The 19,619-nt window shown below is 35.1% G+C and carries 20 protein-coding genes; 14 read left to right on the top strand and 6 right to left on the bottom strand.

The annotated features are described in order from the left end of the window. Positions 1-153: 153 nt before the first annotated feature. The 4 genes from AC52CF_RS04585 (at position 154) to AC52CF_RS04570 (ending at position 3,267) form a co-directional block, all read left to right on the top strand. Entirely contained in the window at positions 154-1,137 is a 984-nt protein-coding gene (locus AC52CF_RS04585) for a Kelch repeat-containing protein (protein WP_214590588.1), read from the top strand. Next, entirely contained in the window at positions 1,127-1,432 is a 306-nt protein-coding gene (locus AC52CF_RS04580; protein WP_214590589.1) for a DUF4907 domain-containing protein, read from the top strand. Before AC52CF_RS04585 ends, AC52CF_RS04580 begins: the two co-directional genes overlap by 11 nt. 77 nt (positions 1,433-1,509) lie before the next feature. Then, positions 1,510-2,553, top strand: coding sequence for a sensor histidine kinase (locus AC52CF_RS04575; protein WP_496517905.1), 1,044 nt, complete (start codon positions 1,510-1,512; stop codon positions 2,551-2,553). Positions 2,554-2,556: 3 nt separating this feature from the next. After that, entirely contained in the window at positions 2,557-3,267 is a 711-nt protein-coding gene (locus tag AC52CF_RS04570) for a LytR/AlgR family response regulator transcription factor (RefSeq protein WP_496517904.1), read from the top strand. A 21-nt stretch (positions 3,268-3,288) separates the two neighbouring features. Here AC52CF_RS04570 and AC52CF_RS04565 read toward each other — a convergent pair whose 3' ends face one another. Both AC52CF_RS04565 and AC52CF_RS04560 read right to left on the bottom strand, forming a co-directional pair. After that, entirely contained in the window at positions 3,289-4,005 is a 717-nt protein-coding gene (locus AC52CF_RS04565) for a phytanoyl-CoA dioxygenase family protein (RefSeq protein ID WP_496517903.1), read from the bottom strand. A gap of 489 nt (positions 4,006-4,494) precedes the next feature. Further along, positions 4,495-5,745 carry a dicarboxylate/amino acid:cation symporter gene (locus AC52CF_RS04560; RefSeq protein WP_214590593.1) on the bottom strand — a complete coding sequence of 417 codons (1,251 nt, stop codon included), beginning with the start codon at positions 5,743-5,745 and terminating at the stop codon, positions 4,495-4,497. Between the two features lie 224 nt (positions 5,746-5,969). Between AC52CF_RS04560 and AC52CF_RS04555 the strand changes: the two genes are divergently transcribed. The 4 genes from AC52CF_RS04555 to AC52CF_RS04540 all read left to right on the top strand — a co-directional run bounded on the left by AC52CF_RS04555 (position 5,970) and on the right by AC52CF_RS04540 (position 11,772). Continuing rightward, complete coding sequence (locus AC52CF_RS04555) at positions 5,970-6,461, top strand: BON domain-containing protein (RefSeq protein ID WP_087709183.1); 492 nt, start codon at positions 5,970-5,972, stop codon at positions 6,459-6,461. A 7-nt stretch (positions 6,462-6,468) separates the two neighbouring features. Next, the gene (locus AC52CF_RS04550) at positions 6,469-6,888 is read left to right on the top strand and encodes an SH3 domain-containing protein (protein ID WP_076395538.1); all 420 of its coding nucleotides are present in this window, start codon (positions 6,469-6,471) and stop codon (positions 6,886-6,888) included. Between the two features lie 85 nt (positions 6,889-6,973). Then, positions 6,974-9,664: an outer membrane beta-barrel protein gene (locus AC52CF_RS04545; protein WP_496517902.1), complete on the top strand. Its 2,691-nt coding sequence runs from the start codon at positions 6,974-6,976 to the stop codon at positions 9,662-9,664. A 248-nt stretch (positions 9,665-9,912) separates the two neighbouring features. Continuing rightward, positions 9,913-11,772, top strand: a complete 1,860-nt coding sequence (locus AC52CF_RS04540) for a CocE/NonD family hydrolase (RefSeq protein WP_496517901.1) — start codon at positions 9,913-9,915, stop codon at positions 11,770-11,772. A 220-nt stretch (positions 11,773-11,992) separates the two neighbouring features. On the opposite strand, the gene AC52CF_RS04535 is transcribed toward AC52CF_RS04540, so the two are convergent. The 4 genes from AC52CF_RS04535 to AC52CF_RS04520 form a co-directional block, all read right to left on the bottom strand. Beyond that, positions 11,993-12,601 carry an alpha-ketoglutarate-dependent dioxygenase AlkB family protein gene (locus AC52CF_RS04535; protein ID WP_496518205.1) on the bottom strand — a complete coding sequence of 203 codons (609 nt, stop codon included), beginning with the start codon at positions 12,599-12,601 and terminating at the stop codon, positions 11,993-11,995. Between the two features lie 290 nt (positions 12,602-12,891). Beyond that, positions 12,892-13,734 (bottom strand): bifunctional helix-turn-helix domain-containing protein/methylated-DNA--[protein]-cysteine S-methyltransferase, encoded by an 843-nt coding sequence (locus AC52CF_RS04530; RefSeq protein WP_496517900.1) that lies wholly within the window; start codon positions 13,732-13,734, stop codon positions 12,892-12,894. A gap of 66 nt (positions 13,735-13,800) precedes the next feature. Beyond that, complete coding sequence (gene speB / locus AC52CF_RS04525; protein ID WP_214590597.1) at positions 13,801-14,658, bottom strand: agmatinase; 858 nt, start codon at positions 14,656-14,658, stop codon at positions 13,801-13,803. Between the two features lie 129 nt (positions 14,659-14,787). Next, complete coding sequence (locus AC52CF_RS04520) at positions 14,788-14,994, bottom strand: helix-turn-helix transcriptional regulator (protein WP_214590598.1); 207 nt, start codon at positions 14,992-14,994, stop codon at positions 14,788-14,790. A gap of 148 nt (positions 14,995-15,142) precedes the next feature. Between AC52CF_RS04520 and AC52CF_RS04515 the strand changes: the two genes are divergently transcribed. The 6 genes from AC52CF_RS04515 to AC52CF_RS04490 all read left to right on the top strand — a co-directional run bounded on the left by AC52CF_RS04515 (position 15,143) and on the right by AC52CF_RS04490 (position 19,604). Further along, a complete protein-coding gene (locus tag AC52CF_RS04515) occupies positions 15,143-15,367 on the top strand; it encodes a SymE family type I addiction module toxin (protein ID WP_214590599.1) in 225 nt (74 codons plus the stop codon). A 152-nt stretch (positions 15,368-15,519) separates the two neighbouring features. Then, entirely contained in the window at positions 15,520-16,155 is a 636-nt protein-coding gene (locus AC52CF_RS04510) for a hypothetical protein (RefSeq protein ID WP_250902179.1), read from the top strand. Between the two features lie 176 nt (positions 16,156-16,331). Beyond that, positions 16,332-17,093 (top strand): DUF4272 domain-containing protein, encoded by a 762-nt coding sequence (locus AC52CF_RS04505; protein WP_214590600.1) that lies wholly within the window; start codon positions 16,332-16,334, stop codon positions 17,091-17,093. A 281-nt stretch (positions 17,094-17,374) separates the two neighbouring features. Further along, positions 17,375-17,638, top strand: a complete 264-nt coding sequence (locus tag AC52CF_RS04500) for a DUF2089 family protein (protein WP_214590601.1) — start codon at positions 17,375-17,377, stop codon at positions 17,636-17,638. Next, the gene (locus tag AC52CF_RS04495; protein WP_214590602.1) at positions 17,638-18,225 is read left to right on the top strand and encodes a YIP1 family protein; all 588 of its coding nucleotides are present in this window, start codon (positions 17,638-17,640) and stop codon (positions 18,223-18,225) included. Before AC52CF_RS04500 ends, AC52CF_RS04495 begins: the two co-directional genes overlap by 1 nt. A gap of 17 nt (positions 18,226-18,242) precedes the next feature. Continuing rightward, positions 18,243-19,604: an alpha/beta hydrolase family protein gene (locus tag AC52CF_RS04490; protein WP_214590603.1), complete on the top strand. Its 1,362-nt coding sequence runs from the start codon at positions 18,243-18,245 to the stop codon at positions 19,602-19,604. Positions 19,605-19,619: the final 15 nt, after the last annotated feature.

The following is a 19,619-nucleotide window of genomic DNA, read 5'->3' as shown; positions in this document are numbered from 1 at the left end:
TTGAGAAAAATATCCGGATATCTGTAAATTTTGTAAAAAACAGAGAATCTATCTTCAATAGATGCCCATTCGCCTACAAAAAAACCGTGTTCGTCTAAAAAATTTTCAGAATACTTGAGAATTAGATTCATTTGCACAAAAAAAGAATGAATAATGAATGGTAAACTTTCAATTTTAGCACTCACTCTTGCAGGGACATTTTTAGCTGTAAGCTGCCGAAATGATGACGATGATGATGAACTGATAGGAAACTGGGTAAGAGTTTCTGATCTGGACGGCAAACCCCGCTCTAATGCATCTGCATTTGTAGTAAACGGAAAAGGATATATCACCGGAGGATATGATGGGGAATATTATTATAATGATTTATGGAGTTATGATCCCAATGTAAATGCCTGGACGCAGAAAGCCGATTTCCCGGGAGCTAAAAGAAGTTCCGCAGTAGGTTTCGCAACCTCTTCCTACGGATATGTAGGAACGGGATACGATGGACTGAATAAGTTAAAAGATTTTTATAAATATGATCCTTCATCCAACACATGGAGCCAGATTACAGATTTTCCGGGAACAGCAAGATATGCTGCGCTGGCATTCGGTATCGAAAACAAAGGATATGTGGGAACAGGATATGACGGAAGCGAACTGAAAGACTTTTATAAATATGACGAGTCTACCTCATCATGGAGTTCCATCAACAGTTTAGGAGGTTCAAAAAGAAGAGACGGAGCTACGTTTGTAATCAATAATGTGGCATATGTAGGATTCGGAAGTAACAACGGAAGTCTGGTATCCGATTTCTGGGCTTTTGATCCCATCTCTGAAACATGGACACGAAAAGTCGATACCAGTAATGACGACGATTCGCAAAACCGTGTTTCTACAGCCGCATTTTCAGCAAACGGTTTGGGCTATGTAGCTACAGGATCTACCGGAAGTGTTACCAATACCACATGGGAATATGATCCTTCTACGAACGACTGGACACAGAGAACCTCCTTTGAAGGATCTTCCAGAGAAAGTGCCTGTGCGTTTTCCATAGGAAATTATGGCTACGTTCTTACAGGAAACAGTGGATCTTCTTACTTTGATGATATTTGGGTATTTCGTCCTAATGAAAGCGAAAATGATGATGATTAAAACAATGATCCGGCTTTTGCTTTGCTGTGGAATTCTACTTATTAGCTGCGGTAAGAAAAGTACAGGTCTGGAGATTAAGGTTACGAAGCAAAATTCAGGATACGGATATCAGATTTTAAAAAAACAAAAAGTTATAATCAATCAGCCGTTTATTCCTGCAATAGAGGGAGAAAAAACATTTAAAAACAAAGAAGATGCGCAGAAAACGGCTGATCTTGTAATGAACAAAATTGAAAAAAAGATGTTCCCAAGAATTTCTACACATGAACTAGACTCTATGAAGATAGCGTATTAGATGCTTTAATTACAATGAAAATTCCTTCAATAGTTTTATTGAGGGAATTTGTGTAACCAGACAAACAGACTCATTTTATGACCACTTTTTTTAAAAAACTACGAAGCACTTACATCTACCACTGGATCATTTGGATCATCCTCATCTTTTTTAAGCTGATTATGGATTATTCTGTTTTCGGAAACTTTCTTTTTCTGATGAATATCAAGATTTTCATGGTATCTATCATTTTGTTTTACATCCATTATTATCTGTTTTTACCTTTTCTCATTCGTCAGACTCCGAAAAAAATATTCATCATCACCATTTCATTTATCATCATTTATGTTGGTCTCATGATTATTTTTTTGCCTCCAATGCCGAAACACCCCCCATTTAACACGAAAGATTTTTCTAAGACCGGAAAAATGCTTCCTCTTCGTAAAGGAACGAATATTTACGATATCTTTTTTAAAATAGGAATTTTCTCTATTATCTTCAGTACTCTGCTTTTTTTTGTAGATAAATGGATCGAAAACGGAAAAAAAATAAAAGCGCTGGAATTTGAAAGGCAATCCAGTGAGCTGAAAATTCTTAGGGAGCAGATAAATCCTCATTTCTTTTTTAATGCACTCAACAGTATTTATTCATTATCTATTATTCAGTCTAAAGATACCCCGAGAGTAATCTTAATTCTGTCTGACATTATGCGTTATGTGCTGAACACCAAAAGTACACTTAAGAATAATCTGAACGATGAGATTTCAAATATTAAAAAATACATCGAAATACAGTCCATCCGCTTCAGTAAATTCAATAACATGAATTATGAATTTTATGGTAACTTTGATGCTTATGAGATTGAACCCCTTCTACTTCTTACCTTTGTAGAAAATGCTTTTAAATATGCCGATCTGAAGAAAGGACGTCTGGAAATCAAAGTCCATCTGGAAAACGGAACGCTGAATTTTTTCATCAGTAATTTTTATGAAAACAAAAGCTATGAGAGCAACGAAGACAGTAAACTGGGAATTGAAAATACAAAAATGAAGCTGAACTTGCTTTATCCTGATAAATACGATTTACAAATTGATAATAACGGTTCTGAATATAAAGTAAATTTGAAACTTCAACTGAATTGATAAATGAATTGCATAATTGTAGATGATGAAGGTCTTGCTCATCATGTAATTGAAGAATATATCTCAAGAATACCTTTCCTGAATCTGGTAAAAAACTGCTACGATATTCAGGAAACCATACAGACTTTGCAGACCACAAGTGTGGATCTTATTTTTCTGGACATCAATCTTCCCAACATTACGGGGATAGAATTTTTAAAAAGTTTCAACAGACTTCCAGAGGTTATTATTACAACTGCTTATGATGACTGTGCTGTACAGGGATTCGAAATGGATGTTACAGATTATCTGCTGAAACCATTTTCTTTTGATAGATTTCTTAAAGCGGTCTACAAAAGTTACAATAAACTGAATAACTCTAAAATAATACAGGAAAAAAGTACACAGAATCTTTTTCAGGATTCGTTTATCTTTGTACGATCCAATAATGAAGATGTAAGACTGAATTTAAGCGAGATTACCCGCATCAATGCGCTGAAAGACTACATCATTATCTACACGGAAACCCGAAAGCTGATCGTTCATCAGACCATGAAATCAATTATGGAGAAAATTGAGTCTGAAAATTTTATCCGGATCCACAATTCTCACATCATATCATTAAGACACGTTCAGAGTATCGGGAAAAATAGTCTCATGATTGGCAGCGAACGAATTCCGATAAGTGAAAAATACAAAGTTTATCTGAGTAAAGTTGTGGAAAAATACAAATAATTTGTTTTTTTCTAATAGTCTCTAATGTACAATTCTTTCCGACCAATTCAGTTCTGAAGGTAATTCCATATCAGAAAATTCAATGTGGATCACTCTTCTTTTTCTGCCGTTTGTTGTTCGGTTGGAACCGTGAAGAAGTAAAGGTTTCATAATCATAATTCCGCCTTTTTCGACATTGCAGATGGTTTCAGTTTCTGCGTTCCAATCGATGGTTTCCGGTCTGTAAATTCCTTTGGCGTGGGATTTCGGTATCACTTTGAGTGCTCCATTGTTTTCATTCGTTTCATCCAGATGAATTCTTATGGTGAAAATATTTTCCAAAATATTCAAAGGAGGCTGAACCGCAAACTGATTTTGTTTCGTTGTCCATGGTCCGAAATCTTCAATTTCCAACTTTTTATCAACAGAAATTGTTAAATCCTGATGATAAGCAACATACCAGTTTGATTTTTCAGGTTTATCAAAATAAATACTTTTTACCACAAAATATTTTTCGCCGAAAATTTCTTTGATGATTGTTCTTAAATTTTCATTAAAAATCAAATCTTTTACTTCAGGAATTTCCTTTAAAAACTGTCGGATGGCAAAAAGATCTTCCGACTTTCTGAAAGTTTCTTTAGAAGTATCTATATTTTGGATGACTTCACCGATCTTTTCAATTTCTTCATCGGAAAAAATATTGTCGATAACTGTAAAACCGTTTTCTGTAATTGAGTTTTTATAGTTTTGTAAATTCATTTGATTGTTTTGAATCTTATTTAACACAAAGATCGCAAAGATTATATTTAAAAGGATTGAAAATATTCTTCGTTCGCTAAGGCGTTTCACTCAGCAAATGATAACAGTATCATTCTAATTTTTATTATTGCTAATTTTTGAATTAAATTTCTTTAACATGGAGCTGTCATTCTGATCGAAGCGCAGCGTAGGGAAGAATCTTTTTCTTAAAACAAAGATCGCAAAGATTTTATTTAATCGGATTGAAAATATTTTTCGGTCGCAATGGCGTTTTACTCGGCAAATGATAGCAATGGTTACGTGATTAGAAGTCGTGGTCAAAAATAAATGGTCAATAATGAAAATTAAGAATTCACTATTGACCAATCACAGCCTAGCTTGATTTTTATAAGATATGAATCGTCAATGGTGAATCCGTTTTGCTTGTAAACTTTCTCTTTAATAATTCACATTTCACAAACGAAGTGAAATTGACTTTTCAATCATTAATTACAGATTTCCACCATGATTTTCCAACTGTCCTTCCCACTTAGAAACCGCTGAGGTTGCCAAAGCATTTCCGAGAACGTTGGTCATACTTCTTCCCATATCGCAGAAATGGTCGATTGGCAGAATTAAAGCAATTCCTTCCGGCGGAATGCCGAACATGGAACAGGTTGCTACAATAATTACTAAAGAAGCTCTTGGAACTCCCGCGATTCCTTTTGAAGTTAACATCAATACCAGAAGCATTGTAATCTGTTGTCCTACCGTCATTTCAATTCCGTAGATCTGAGCGATGAAAATTGATGCAAACGTCATGTACATCATGCTTCCGTCCAGATTAAAAGAGTATCCTAAAGGTAAAATAAACGATACTACTCTGTTGTTACAGCCAAATCGCTCCAGTTCTTCCACCAATTTTGGGAAAACCGCTTCTGAACTCGTCGTTGAGAAAGCAATCAGCAATGGTTCTTTTATTCTTTTTAACAATTCGAAAAGACGGTTGCCTAAAATTAAATATCCAACCAGTAAAAGCACCAGCCAAAGTACGCCTAAAGCGAAGAAAAAATCTCTTAAATAAATGGCATAGACTTTAAAAATCTCAAAACCATTGGTCGCGACTACCGCAGCAATAGCACCTAAAACTCCAAGCGGCGCAAACCACATGATGTATCCTACCATTTTCAGGATTCCGTGTGCTATAATGTCGAATAGTTTGATAACAGGCTGAGAATATTCTTCACCTAAATTGGCAAGAGCAATTCCGAACATGATGGAAAATACAACAATCTGTAATACTTCATTGGTTGCAAAAGCTTCGAAAATACTTTTAGGAATAATATGTTTTACAAAGTCTTCCATAGAGAAACCTTTGCTGGTTTTCAATAATTCTTCTGCGGAAGCAGCATCCTGAATCGGAAGTTTGGTAACGTGTCCCGGTTCAAGCCAGTTTACCAGCATTAATCCAATGAATAATGAAATTAATGAGGCAGAAATAAACCACAGCATCGCTTTCGTCCCTACTCTTCCGATCATTTTAATATCGCTCATCTTGGCAATTCCTACGACAAGAGTTGTGAAAACTAACGGAGCAATAATCATCTGAACGAGACGGATGAACACCGTTCCCAGAAGTTTTATATTTTTAGAAAAAGATTCTGCACTTTCCGGATATTGTGTGTGTACAAGTCCGCCGATTCCCACACCGATCACGAGTGCAATAATAATTGCTATAAAAAGTTTATTCTGTCCTTTCATATATATGTTTCAAGATTCGCAAATATAATATTTTTACAATTGGCAGGAAGATTTCATTTCCTTCACAAATAATATTATGTTAAATCAAACACGATTTAAAATTAATTATCTGATTAATAAAATATTGTAGAAAAATTTACAAAAATTTATTTGAATTTTATCCTTTTGGTACAAATTTTATTATTACATTTACTTGTATTAACAACATAAAAAAATATACAACTATGAAAAAAACGATCGCAATGGCTGCATTAGCTATAGCTGTATCTTTCGGAGCTGTTTCTTGTAAAAAGAAAGTTTCTGATGCCGATCTTCAAACGCAGGCTACTACGGTAGTAACAGCAAATCCTAGTGCTTCTGTAGAGGTGAAGGACGGAGTTGCACACCTGAGCGGGACTTTCGAAACTCAGGAGGCAAAAGATGCAATGATTAAGCAACTGAAAGCCATTACCGGTGTTAAAGAAGTAATGGATATGGCGACTGTAGCTCCTGCTGCACCTGCTGTAGCTCCTGTGGAAACTAAAAGCGCGGTAGATCCGATGGTACAGCAAAAAGTACAGGATGCCGTAAAAGATATTCCGGGGGTAAAAGTTGAAGTAGTAAACGGAGAACTTACTCTTACAGGAAGCGTATCTTCTGCTGATGCAAGAAAAGTAAAAGAATCTGTTGATGCTTTGAAAGTGGGTAAAGTAAATTATAAGTATACTGTAAAATAATCCGGAGATGAGCACATTACAAGATAAATATTCAAGTGTAGTTTCGGCAGCTCAGTCTGCAGGGATTTCTAATCTTCAGGTTCAGGAACAGGACGGAATTCTTTACGTTTCAGGGAGTGCTTCCAACACAGCAGCGAAAGATGCGGTCTGGAACGCTTTAGGGGCAATTGATTCTACATATTCTGCTTCAGACATCAATATTGATGTACAGGTTTCAGGTTTGGCAGCAGGTGCAGCTCTTACGGTTGCAACGGACGAATCTAATCTGAACATCAGACAGGAACCTTCTACGGATGCCGCAGTTGTAGGTAAAGCAGCAAAAGGTTCTTCTGTGACTTTGGTTGAGCAGACATCAGATGACTGGTGGAAAGTAAAAACTGAAGACGGGCAGGAAGGTTATGCTTACTCAAGATATTTGAGAGCTTAATTGTAAAGATTTAACAATATTTAAAATAGGAACATCCCTTTTCGGGGATGTTTTTTTTATATTTTAGCGCGTTCAAAAACATTCAATGAAGAAAATCTTATGGTTGCTGTTCTTTTTGTCTGGCTTTCTTATGCTGAGCGGACAAAAGTACGTCATTAAAGGAAAAATTACAGATTTTGAAAAAAAACCTGTGGAGAATGCAACCATTTATCTTTTAAAACAGAAAGACTCTTCATTAGTCGATTATACAGCTTCTAACAGGGAAGGTCTGTTTGCAATAAAAACCAAAGAACTTAATGAACCTACAATCCTACAGATTGATGCTGAAAAATTAATTTCTTATTCCACAAAATTCTATACCATCGACAAATCTATTGATCTGGGAGACATCCAGTTGGATAAAAACCAGATTTCGGATATTGAAGAGGTAAAAATTACCGTTTCGCCGATTAAAATTAAAAAAGATACGGTTGAATACAACGCAAAAGCTATCAAAGTTCGTCCCGACAGTAATATTGAAGAACTGCTCAAAAATATTGATGGCGTGGAAATCGACAACAACGGAAAAATTACCATCAACGGAAAAGAAGCTGACCAGATCATGGTGAACGGAAAGCCTTTTTTCGATAAAGACGGAAAAATTGCGTTAAAAAATCTTCCTGCCGATATCATTAAAAACATTCAGTTTACCACCACTAAAACCAAAGAAGAGGAACTTACGGGAAAAACGCCTAAATCACAGAACAAAACCATTAATTTCAATATTGATGAGAAGAAAAACAAAGGCTGGGTTTCAAAAATTTCTGCAGGTTACGGTTCGGATAAACGGTATGACGAAAAAGGACTGATTAATTATTTTAAAGATAAAACCAAGATCAGTTTGCTGGGTTATGCCAATAATATCAATTCGCAGGGTGTTTCTATGGATGATGACAATGGTAAAAACTCAAAGCTGGGAATTCAGAAATCTTCGATGATCGGAGTAAATTACAATGATAAACTGGGTAAAGAAGTCGAAATTGAGGAACTGGTAATCAAACGCAATACGACCAATCTTGAAACAGCTTCAAAAGTTTCCAAAACCACTTTTCTTCCGGATTCGAATTTAAAAACAGACTCTGAAAACCAAGCTGAAAATGACAGAGAGCAATACACACTAAATTCTACTTTGAAAATAAAGCCGGATACAATCAGTACGATTTCTTTTTCGCCGTCGTTTTCTTTTACAAAATCAAATAATTTCAGAACGGGAAATTCAGCGACTTTTAAGAATGATGAACTTTTAAATAAAAGTCAGTCTTCTACTGTAACGGACTTCGAAAACAACAGTTTCTCGCCTAATCTTCATTACGCAAGAAAATTCAGAAAGAAAAACAGAAGTTTTTATGCCGATTTAATTACTTCGATTCAGCAGAGTAAAAACAATAACCTCATCAATTCCGGTACTTTATTTTTTGAAAATGGAGTGGAAAATGTTGCGAAAAGAGATGTAAGAAATCAGTTGAGCCAAAGTAAAAATCAGAATAACAATTATTCATTTAATGCAAAATATACGGAACCTGTTTCGGATTCTGCAAGTGTGACGATCAGTATGGAGTATAATTCGAGAAATTCGGTGAATGAAAGAATTGTTAATGATTTTGATACCGCTACCGGAAAATATACGGTGTACAATCTGGCTTTATCCAACAGCTCGGATGAAAAAAACAATCAGCTTTCGCCGGAGATCAGTTTTAATTTAGATAAAAAAATGCTGAAAATGTGGACTTCTTTAGGTTTAAATCTTACGGATCTGAATTATCATTCCACTTTCAACGGACAAAATTATGAGCTTCAGCGAAATTTTGCGCTTCCGAAATACAATTTCGGACTGATTTACAACTTCAGCCAGACTTCCAATGTAAGCATTACCAATTTATCCTATTTCACCATCCCATCTTCTGCAAACCTGATTCCGTATGTAGATGAATCCAATCCTCTGGTAACATACAAAGGAAATCCTGATTTGAAAAATTCATGGATGAATAGTACAAATGTTTATTTCAACAATTATAATATTCAGAAAAATTTAAACTATTATTTCAATTTCAGTTTTGTGTACAACAACAATAACACAACGAATTATTCGTATTATGATGATTCCGGAAAGCAGTTTGTGACTTACGCGAACATCAGCGGAAATAAAAGCGTCAATTTCATTGCAGGTCTGGGAAAAACGTATAAATGGGAAGACCATAAACTGAATGTAAGACCAAGATCAGGATTTAGTTACAGTTTTAACAGGGGTTTTATTAACGGACAGCAATTCACAGGAAACTCTTACAATTTCAGTCCGGGAATTAATATTACCTATGAAAAGAAGGATAAAATTACAGTAAAACCATCTTACAGCATCAATTATAATTTTTCAGGATATCAAAATTACAGCATTGAAAGTATTAAAAATACGTCCCAGAATTTCAGTCTGGAGCTCACGAATTATTTTTTTAAAACCAATCTTGTCTTTGAAAACGATTTTGAATACAACACAAGTTCGAATATCTCACCCGGTTTCAAGAGGGATTTTTATTTTTTAAATTCTAGTGTAAGTTATACTTTTTTAAAAAAACAGCTTACTGCGCGTGTAAAAGTGTATGATGTTCTCAACCAAAACCAAAGTGTCACCAGAACAATTTCCGCTTCCGGCGTGGAAGACAGAGAAGATTTGATATTGAAAAGGTATGTGATGTTTTCTCTGGTAATGAAACTGAATAAATTTGGAGGAAAGAAAAAGTAATTTTATTTGAATCTCTTTTGTTAAAATCTTTGATTTTTTTTAACTTATGTGATCTTTTTTCCATTTAAGTATTAAACTTAAAAAACCAAAGTGTTTAAATCTTTTGCATTTTTTGTGGTAAAGTTTAAAATAAAAGATCCATAAAAAAATATTTAATTTAGATTCTTCCTTCGCCCGAATAATAACCTGTTGTTAAAACTTTGTGTTAAAAACCATTTTATGATTAAATTAGCTGCAAATTTTAAACAATGAAGATTCACTTTTCGATTTTGTTTGTTTTTCTGTTTGTTTTTGGAAATTCTCAGACTAAACAGCAACCCGATACTTTTGTAAAGGATAATTTTATTAAAAAGGAGATGTATATCCCGATGCGCGACGGAGTAAAACTGTTTACTTCGGTGTACATTCCAAAGGATATTTCCAACAAGAACAAATATCCTTTTCTGATGCAGAGAACCTGCTACAGCGTTGCTCCTTATGGTGAAAACGAGTACAGAACCAAACTGGGACCGAACCAATATCTGATGAAAGACAAATATATCTTTGTGTTTCAGGATGTTCGCGGAAGATACATGAGTGAAGGAACGTTCACCAATATGACGCCGCAGGTGGATCATAAAACGAAAAAAGACGTTGATGAAAGTACCGATACCTACGACACCATCGATTGGTTATTGAAAAACATCAAAGACAATAACGGAAAGGTAGGACAATACGGAACTTCTTATCCCGGATTTTATACCGCAGTCGGAATTTTAGCTGAACATCCTGCTTTGGTAGCTTCTTCTCCACAGGCGCCGATTTCAGATTTCTGGAATGACGATTTTCTTCATAACGGAAGATTTATGATGGGCTATTTCAGAACCTTCCCTGTTTTCGGCGTTCAGAAAACAAAGCCGGAAAATAAAGCATGGTATTCTGATTCTATGATTAAAGCGACTTCTGAAGACGGTCTGAAATTTTACAGAGACATGGGAACTTTAAAAGACGGTTATGAAAAGTACTACAAGGATAATTTCTTCATGACGGAAATAATGAACCACACGAATTACGATGAATTCTGGCAGAAAAGAAGTTTATTGCCTCATCTTAAAAACGTAAATCATGCGGTAATGACTGTGGGAGGATGGTTTGATGCGGAAGATCTTTCAGGACCTTTAAATATTTATAAAACCATTGAAAAAACAAGCCCGAAAGCGAAAAACACAATTGTAATGGGACCTTTTTCTCACGGAGCCTGGGCATATGAACAGGGAAAACATTTCCACAACCAGATTTATTTCGGAGACAGCATTGCAACGTATTATCAGAAAAATGTGGAAACAAAATTCTTTAATCATTATCTGAAAGGAAATACAAAACAGGATGCAGGTTTACCGGAAGCCTTGATGTACGACACCGGTGCAAAACAATGGAGAGAGTTTGCAACCTATCCGCCGAAAGAAGCACAGAAAGTGAATTTCTATTTATCAAAAGGAACTTTGAAAAACACAGCGGGACAAGTTTCTTCAGAATACTACAGCGATCCGAATAATCCGGTTTTAAGCTCTGATAATTTAAAAGATTTCAACGGTTTTACGCCAAGAAATTATATGTCGGAAGACCAGAGATTTGCAGAAGGAAGACCCGATGTTTTAACGTTTACAACGGATGTTCTGACGGATGACATTACGTTTGCAGGAGAAATTATGGCAAAATTAAATATTGCTTCCACTTCTACGGATGCAGATTTTGCGGTAAAATTAATTGATGTTTATCCTGAAGATTTTAAACCTGCTGAGAAAAAAGACGGGGTGATCTATGGAAATTATCATCAGATGGTAAGAAGTGAAATTATGCCGGCAAGATTCAGAAATTCGAGAGAAAAAGCGGAAGCCTTGGTTCCGAACCAGAAAACAGCGGTGAATTTCAGATTGCAGGATGTGGTGCATACTTTTAAAAAGGGACATAAAATCCAGATTCAGATTTCTTCAACGTGGTTCCCGCTTTTTGCGATCAACCCGCAGAAATTTATGGAAAATCCGAATTTTGCAACGAAGGAGGATTACACGAAAGCGTTTATCAAAGTTTTTGATGACAGTGCGATTGAAGTTGAGGTTTTGAAATAAATTTAAAAGCTGTTCGTTTTGAGCAGCTTTTTTTTATGTTTTTATTTTCTCGCGGATTGTGCAGATTTTCCCACTCAATCATCTGCTAAATTTGCTTAATCTGCGGGAGATAATTATCCATCCAATTTGCCATTTTGAAGGATTTCAACGATACATTGAAAACTTTGTTTAGATGCTTTCAGCATGACAAACTAAATGCTGAAAATTTTTATGCAAAAAATCATTCTACAATCGTACGGAACGTAAGATTCACTCGCGGTGTTTTTACTTTTGTGGTTGGAGGAAGCCGATGCAGCCAATTATCCTGCGTTGTTCCTTTCATCACCAATAAACTTCCGTTTTCCAGAAATATTTCGGCTTTTTCTTTTGTTGTTTTATGTTTAAATAAGAACTTTCTTTCCGCTCCGAAAGTCAGGGAAGCAATGGCTCCGTGTTTTTTTAAATCTTTTTCGGCATCGCTGTGATACGCCATTCCTTCACTTCCGTCGTGGTATAAATTCAGAAGGCAGGAATTATAGGTTTCGCCGGTAATTTCTTCACATTTTTTCTTTAATTCCAATAATTCGGGAGTCCAGAATTTTGCATATTTTGTCCGTTTTGAATAGGTGTATTCGAAAGGTTTTTCACCGAACCAGGCTACTTTTCTTTTGGTCAAAATTAATTTTCCGAAAATAACCGCCTCATCATTTTCCCACGGAATTTCATTAAACAGATAATCGAAATAAAAATCAGCTTTTTCTTTGGAGAACACTTTTCCGTAATAATGAACGGTTCCGTCTTTGGGAAGGATATTTAAAGGATAATCTGATATGTCTTCGAATAAACTCATCATAAAGTTTAATGTTTTGTGATTAATGTTTCAAGTTCTTTGTCCTTCTTAGGAATTTAAGCTAAGTATTTTTAAATTTTAACCTCTATTAAATGATCCCAGATTCCTACAGAATGACAATATTTCGTTGATTTTTTTATTAAAATAAGTTTTAGGCTAAAGCCAATTTGGTCAATTGATTATTTTAAACGGGCTAAAGCCCGTTTCTATTGATGGAATAGTTTTATTTTTAAAATTTCAATCAAAATTATTAGCTATTCGTAAAAAATTAGTGCAATTTGTGTTTGAAATCAAGAGTACATTTTTGAACTTTCCCAGCCGATAATTAGCTGTTTTCTTTCGCTTCCCCACATATAACCGCCGATTTTTCCGGTTGACTGAATTACTCTGTGACACGGAATTAAAAACGCAACAGGATTGCTGCCAATCGCGGTTCCTACGGCTCTTGAAGCATTCGGATTTCCAATTTTATCCGCCAGATTTCCATAGGTCGATAATTTTCCCATCGGAATATTGAGCAGACTTTCCCAGACTTTCAACTGAAAATCGGTTCCTTTTAAATGGAGTTTTATGGTGTTAAGTTCCGACCAGTCTTTACTGAAAATTGAAAGGGCGTTGTTCTGGAAATCATCTTTTCTTTCAAAAAAAGAAGCATTGGGAAATTTAGCCTGTAAATCTCCCAATGCTTTATGATGATCGGTTTCAAAAGCCATGTAGCAGATTCCTTTTTCTGTGGAAGCTGCAATTACTTTTCCAAAAGGACTTTCGGAAAAACTGTAATTGATGTTGAGGCTTTTTCCTCCGTTTTTATATTCTGCCGGAGACATTCCTTCTATTTTCACAAACAGATCGTGCAGTCTGCTTGTACTTGATAATCCTGTCTCGTAAGCCGTATCAAATAAACTCGCTTTTTCTTCCTTCAGCAAACTTTTGGCATGTTCCAGACTGATGAACTGCAAAAATTTCTTAGGACTTGTTCCTGCCCAGTCAGAAAACATCTTCTGAAAATGAGCCGGACTTAAATGAATTTTCTCCGCCACTTCCTCCAGACTTGGCTGAAGCTTAAAATTGCTCCGGATATAGTCTATCGCTTTGGCAATTCTTTCGTAATCTATCTGATTCTGTGTAGACATAACATTGAATTTACCTCACAAATTTCCAAAGAATCTACGGCAGAAAAAATCCGTTTCCTGCGGAATTTAGTTGTTGTTATAGATATGATAGTAAGCAAGCATTTTATAATATAACTTCGCCGCCAAGAATGCGCTTGGTTTTGCCATCGGAGAATCCATTAATTCTACAATATCAAAAGCAACAACGTTACATTTTTCGAATACTTTTCTTAACAATTCCAACGTAGGATACCACTGTAAACCTCCCGGTTCAGGAGTTCCTGTTGACGGACAAAGTGAAGGATCGAAAGCATCAAGATCAATGGTGATGTACACATTTCCTGAAACTTTTTCCAAAACGTCGTTTACCCAGTTTTCGTTGTTGGCAATTTCGTGAGCGAAAAACACTCTTCCTTCCGGTAAATATTCCACTTCTTCCACATCCATAGAACGGATTCCCACCTGTACCAGATTATGTTTCTGATTGGCTTCAAAAACCGCACATGCGTGGTTGGAAGTAGACCCGTGGAATTCCGGACGAAGATCTGTATGCGCGTCTAACTGAAGAACAGTTAAATTTTCAAACTTCTCTCCTACCGCACGAATCGAACCGATAGAAACCGAGTGTTCACCCCCGAAAAGCGTGAATAGTTTTCCGTCATTATTCAAAAGCTCTTTTGTTTTCTGGTAAACGGCTTCTGTCATGGCTTCCGGTGAAGAGTTTTCAGAAACTTCTCCTGCTAAATATACTCCTTCTAAATATGGTTCTGTCTGTGTTTCGATGTCATACAGTTCCATGTTTTCGGAAGCATCAAGGAATAATTCAGGACCTTTATCGGCTCCTTTTCCCCACGTTGAAGTTCCGTCGTACGGAACAGTAATCAACATTACTTTCGAGTTTTCTAACGATGCATTTTCCTCAGGAATTCCTGCGTATGTTTTCATGTTTTATGTAAAAATTAAATGATTTCGGCAAAGATACAAAGAAGTTTGGAGAAGTTGGCGGGTGATGAAAGGAACAACTTCATGAAGTAATCTGATAAATTTTAAATTATGATAAATGTAATTCGCAGATTATAATGTCGACACAAGTAGTTCCCGAATATCCACTTTCAAAAATTTCGAGATTTCATAAAGCGTTTCAACAGAAGGCTGAACTTCATTTGTACACCAGCGAGAAACTGTTGACTCGGTTTTTCCCAAATGACGGGCTAATTCTTTACTGGTTTTGTTTTTTTCAACCAGAACAGATTTTATTCTATTTAAGTTTACTTTCGACACGATGATAATTTATTGACTTCTCCTGCAAATATCGTTAAAATTTAAACACTTGAAAATCAATTCAAAAAAGCAATAAATTATATTTTTACGATAATTTATTTTTACTAAAATATAATTTATTATACTTTTACAACAATAAACAACCATCATGAAGGAAGAAAAAAAATATCAAAAATCAGGAATAAGACAATTGAAAGTGCATCAGAAGTACATTTTAAGACCGTATCATCGGTATGTTGTATTTCCTGAAATCCGACTTTGTGGAAAATGGCTTCAGGAAACGGGTTTCCATTGTGGACAATCTGTGCTTGTTTGCCACAAGAAAAATAAAATCATCATCACTCTGAATAAGGAAATGAATTCAGATCAGTAAAGAGATGTTGATAAAATGGATTGATAAAAAAATTTTATTGCACGGTTAATTTTTTATATTTGATCTTTACTATTTGTATTGATATTTTAAATAAATATCAACTTAATGGTAATTTTAAAAGACTAATAAAAAAAATCAAATAATATAAATATATGGGATTATTTAATAGAATTTTTGGTAAGGGAAATGTTGAATCTGATAAAATTGCTGAAAGTGATATTCAGAAAATAAAATCTGGAGAAATAAATAAAATTTATCCAATACTTAAGCCGGGTGATTGGGTAGGAGTAAAAGCTGGTGCTTTGAAACAAACAATAATAGGTACACAAGAAGAACCTGAACTTGTTGTTGCTTTTGGTTATGATACCCCGGATAATTTTGTTTTTCTAATGCCACATGATTTAGAAGAAAAAAAACCAAGTGAAATTTTGAAAGAAGCATATGACAACTTAGAGAAAATTGAATCTAATTTTGAAATTTCCGAAACACTTAACAGACAGGTTTTAACTGCTTCCAGACAAGACTTTTCCAGCGAAAAAATTTTATGCAGAAGCCATATGCTTAAAGCACATGAACTTTTAAATGCAAAAGAACTGTATGTTTCAATCCCAAGACGAAGATGTATGATGATAACATCAAAACAAGTTGACGAAGAACTTTTTGATACATTTTTACAGTTACATAATCATACCTGGAATGATGAATCTTACGGAAATGCACAAATTTTAAACGCACTTTTCGTTGTAACTGATGGGCAGATTGAAGGAATGATTCCATTAGAAAATTAAATAATAAACACTTCAGCCATCATCGTTTCGCCAAAATGATGACCGAAGCATTTTTACAAAACATGTGTACAAAGTTCAATAGTTTAGTTTGATTGAATTTTTCATACTAAAACCTCCACTTCACTAAGCCACAAAACATTAGCTACTGTTTTTAAAACAAACAATAATAGAAAAGTATGAGTTTTTTTAAGAAAATATTTGGTTCATCGGAAAATGAAAACCCGCCAAAACAAACAAATAAGAGTGATGAATTAGAAAAATATAAAGCTATCCCTTGGATGACAGATTTAAGGCTTGATAATATTTCTATATGTCTAAGTTCAGGTTTTAAACCAGCTACTTCTTTGCCCACTGAATTTGAAAGAAAATTGAGACCTAAAGTTGAAATTGCAAAAAGACTAAACGCAATAAAGGCTATTGTTCTTTGGCTTATGGTGCCTGAGGAAGAATTATCTAATGAGAGAATTTTAAACTTTGTTTCGAATAATGGGTTAGATTTATTTTTAGCAGATGATGAAAGACAAATTCTAAATTCATCAAGAAATGATGAAGAATTAAGAAATCTGATTGGTTGGAAATTTGAAAATGCCTGGTCTTTAGCCTGGTACTTTGGCTACATAGCTCCTGATATAACAGGACAGATGATGACAGGTGAACAAATGCAAGAAATTTTAATTAATTATACTTGTCCGCTTGATGAAAAAATTGAAAACTGGGCTGAAACAGCAAAAACTGTATCAGATGAAGATTTAAATAAGAAAGAAGATTTATTCTATTGTCTTCATAATGCAGTAAGAAGTGCCCAGTTAGGAAGACAAACTGTTCCACAAAATTTTGACCCTATTGGAAATGGCGGAGTTATACACGAAAGAAGACATTCTTTAACGTGGATGCTTTCTGATGGAACTGAATGGGATGAAACAGATTTAAGCACTTAGAAAATATAGCTAACAGCAGCTTGGCAAAATGACCGCTCAAGCGCTTCTATAAAATATTTGTACAAAGTTCAATAGTAGTAATTCTATTGAACTTTTTATTAAAATTCTCATCTTCGGCAACACCAGAATCTTCTCCAACTAAAGTTCTATTCAAGAAATTATTCCAGTTTTCTAAAATAAAACACAATTCAATCACAACAAAAATCACTCAAATTTTAATTTTATTAAAATAATTTTTAACTTTATTAAAATAATTTTTATTTTTACAAAAAGTTAAGAACATGAAACTACCCATCGTTTGCCCAAGCTGCGAATCTGCATTACAGGTAAGCCAGATGAAATGCAACAACTGCGAAACCACCGTCAGTGGAAATTACGAGCTTCCGTTATACTTACAGCTTACGCGCGAAGAGCAGGAATTTATCCTCAGCTTTTTCCTGTCCAGCGGAAGCATTAAAGAAATGGCGAAGCAGGCAGGAAATTCTTATCCTACCATGCGAAACAAGATGGATGATTTAATCGAAAAAATTAAAAACCTGAAGTAATGAACTGGCAAACTCAATTCAATCCGTTTTCTAAATTTTCGGAAAAAACTCTTTTAGCCATTGGTGCTGTTACAGGTGTATTCTTGATTATTTCCTGTTACTTTACCCAAACAAAAATGGACAGTCTGCTCCATTTTTCTTCCGGCGAAGGTTTAAATCTGGTTTCAATCAGTCTCTATGTTTTAATCAGTTTAGTATATGCTGTTTTACTCCTTTTTGGGCTAGGAAAAATTTTCAACAAAAGAACAAGGCTGATTGATATTGCCAATGCCGTTTTGGTTTCACAAATTCCTGTACTGTTTACCGTAATTTCCACCAAACTTTTTGATATTGAAAGACTTTCAGAAAAAATATCCCAAACATCTGCAAAAGATAAGATTCCGGATATTAATATTTTGGATTTAATCAGTTTAACGGTTTTTGCATTTGCCAACTTAATTTTAATCATTTACAGTTTTACCTTGCTTTTCAACGGTTTCAAAACTGCAACCAATATTAAAAAATGGCAGCAGATCGTCATTTTTGCCTTTGTAACTCTTTTAGGAATTTTAATCTGTCAAATTATTTTACCTCAATTCAGCCTATAACTTAAAAAAATAACATTATGAAAACCAAACTTTTATTGGTGCTGATTGTATTGGCACAGACTTTTTACGCCCAGGAAATAACAGGAAACTGGAAAGGTAACCTCGATATTCAGGGAATGAAACTTCCTCTCGTTCTGCACATCAGCAAAGACGGTGAAAATTTAAAGTCCACAGTAGACAGCCCGAAACAGGGAGCAAAAGATATTCCTGTAGACCACACAACCTTTGCAAACAACGAACTTATTTTTGAAGTAAAAGCACTTTCTGTTTCTTATAAAGGAATTTTGAAAAACGGAAAAATTGAAGGAACTTTCCAACAGGGATCGATGTCTCTTCCTCTTACTTTCGAAACTCTTATCGGGGAAGAAAAAGTAAGTTTTAACCGTCCCCAAACTCCAAAACCTCCTTTCGACTACAAAACGGAAGAGGTAACTTTTCTAAATCCTGTAGATAAAAATACGTTGGCAGGAACCATTTCTATACCTCAAAACTTTAAAAAATCGGATAAAGTTTTAGTCATGATTACAGGTTCCGGAAGACAAAACCGGGACGAAGAACTTTTCGGACATAAACCTTTTGCCGTAATTGCAGATTATTTTGCCAAAAAAGGCATTGCCACTTTAAGAATTGACGACCGTGGAATGGGTGGTTCAAGTCAGGGAAAAGATGATGACACAACTGCTAACTTTGCAACAGACATTTCTACAGCGGTTGATTTTCTTGCAGCAAAAGGATATCTGAACATAGGCTTGATCGGACATTCCGAAGGCGGGATGATTGCGCCGATCGTAGCAAAAATGAACAACAAAGTGAAATTTTTAGTGTTAATGGCTGCTCCGGGAACTAAAATTGAAGAATTACTGATTCAGCAGAATTATCTGGGCGGCAAACTCGCAGGAATGACTGAAAAAGATTTAGCTGAAGCCAATGTAATGAATAAAAAGATTTATGACTTTATTAAAAGTTACAGCGGAACAACCTATGAAGAAGATCTGAAAAAATTTATGACTGAAAATTTTCAGGGTAAAATGAGTAAGGAAGAGCTGACACAAACCATCAGCCAGACCAAGAAAAACTGGTTCAGATATTTTATAAAATTCAATCCCGACGAATATCTTTCAACCATAAAAATTCCTGTTCTGGCACTGAACGGAAGTCTGGATTTTCAGGTTCCGGCTAAAGAAAATCTGGAAGCTATTCAACAATCTTTAACCAAAGCAGGAAATAAAAATTTCAAAACGGAGGAACTTACCGGGTTAAATCATTTATTTCAGGAAGCGAAAACGGGAGCATTTGCAGAATATGCAGATATTGAACAAACCATTTCTCCAAAAGCTTTAGCCGGAATGGCAGACTGGATTGCAAAACTTAAAAAGTAATCGAAAAATAGTTTC

Source organism: Chryseobacterium sp. 2P (genome assembly GCF_059579425.1).
This window is presented reverse-complemented; position numbering and strand designations above follow the sequence as displayed.

Coding starts and splice junctions, on each gene's coding strand:
- AC52CF_RS04585 (WP_214590588.1), top strand. CDS start 154: ATGAATGGTAAACTTTCAATTTTAGCACTCACTCTTGCAGGGACATTT.
- AC52CF_RS04580 (WP_214590589.1), top strand. CDS start 1,127: ATGATGATTAAAACAATGATCCGGCTTTTGCTTTGCTGTGGAATTCTA.
- AC52CF_RS04575 (WP_496517905.1), top strand. CDS start 1,510: ATGACCACTTTTTTTAAAAAACTACGAAGCACTTACATCTACCACTGG.
- AC52CF_RS04570 (WP_496517904.1), top strand. CDS start 2,557: ATGAATTGCATAATTGTAGATGATGAAGGTCTTGCTCATCATGTAATT.
- AC52CF_RS04565 (WP_496517903.1), bottom strand. CDS start 4,005: ATGAATTTACAAAACTATAAAAACTCAATTACAGAAAACGGTTTTACA.
- AC52CF_RS04560 (WP_214590593.1), bottom strand. CDS start 5,745: ATGAAAGGACAGAATAAACTTTTTATAGCAATTATTATTGCACTCGTG.
- AC52CF_RS04555 (WP_087709183.1), top strand. CDS start 5,970: ATGAAAAAAACGATCGCAATGGCTGCATTAGCTATAGCTGTATCTTTC.
- AC52CF_RS04550 (WP_076395538.1), top strand. CDS start 6,469: ATGAGCACATTACAAGATAAATATTCAAGTGTAGTTTCGGCAGCTCAG.
- AC52CF_RS04545 (WP_496517902.1), top strand. CDS start 6,974: ATGAAGAAAATCTTATGGTTGCTGTTCTTTTTGTCTGGCTTTCTTATG.
- AC52CF_RS04540 (WP_496517901.1), top strand. CDS start 9,913: ATGAAGATTCACTTTTCGATTTTGTTTGTTTTTCTGTTTGTTTTTGGA.
- AC52CF_RS04535 (WP_496518205.1), bottom strand. CDS start 12,601: ATGAGTTTATTCGAAGACATATCAGATTATCCTTTAAATATCCTTCCC.
- AC52CF_RS04530 (WP_496517900.1), bottom strand. CDS start 13,734: ATGTCTACACAGAATCAGATAGATTACGAAAGAATTGCCAAAGCGATA.
- speB (WP_214590597.1), bottom strand. CDS start 14,658: ATGAAAACATACGCAGGAATTCCTGAGGAAAATGCATCGTTAGAAAAC.
- AC52CF_RS04515 (WP_214590599.1), top strand. CDS start 15,143: ATGAAGGAAGAAAAAAAATATCAAAAATCAGGAATAAGACAATTGAAA.
- AC52CF_RS04510 (WP_250902179.1), top strand. CDS start 15,520: ATGGGATTATTTAATAGAATTTTTGGTAAGGGAAATGTTGAATCTGAT.
- AC52CF_RS04505 (WP_214590600.1), top strand. CDS start 16,332: ATGAGTTTTTTTAAGAAAATATTTGGTTCATCGGAAAATGAAAACCCG.
- AC52CF_RS04500 (WP_214590601.1), top strand. CDS start 17,375: ATGAAACTACCCATCGTTTGCCCAAGCTGCGAATCTGCATTACAGGTA.
- AC52CF_RS04495 (WP_214590602.1), top strand. CDS start 17,638: ATGAACTGGCAAACTCAATTCAATCCGTTTTCTAAATTTTCGGAAAAA.
- AC52CF_RS04490 (WP_214590603.1), top strand. CDS start 18,243: ATGAAAACCAAACTTTTATTGGTGCTGATTGTATTGGCACAGACTTTT.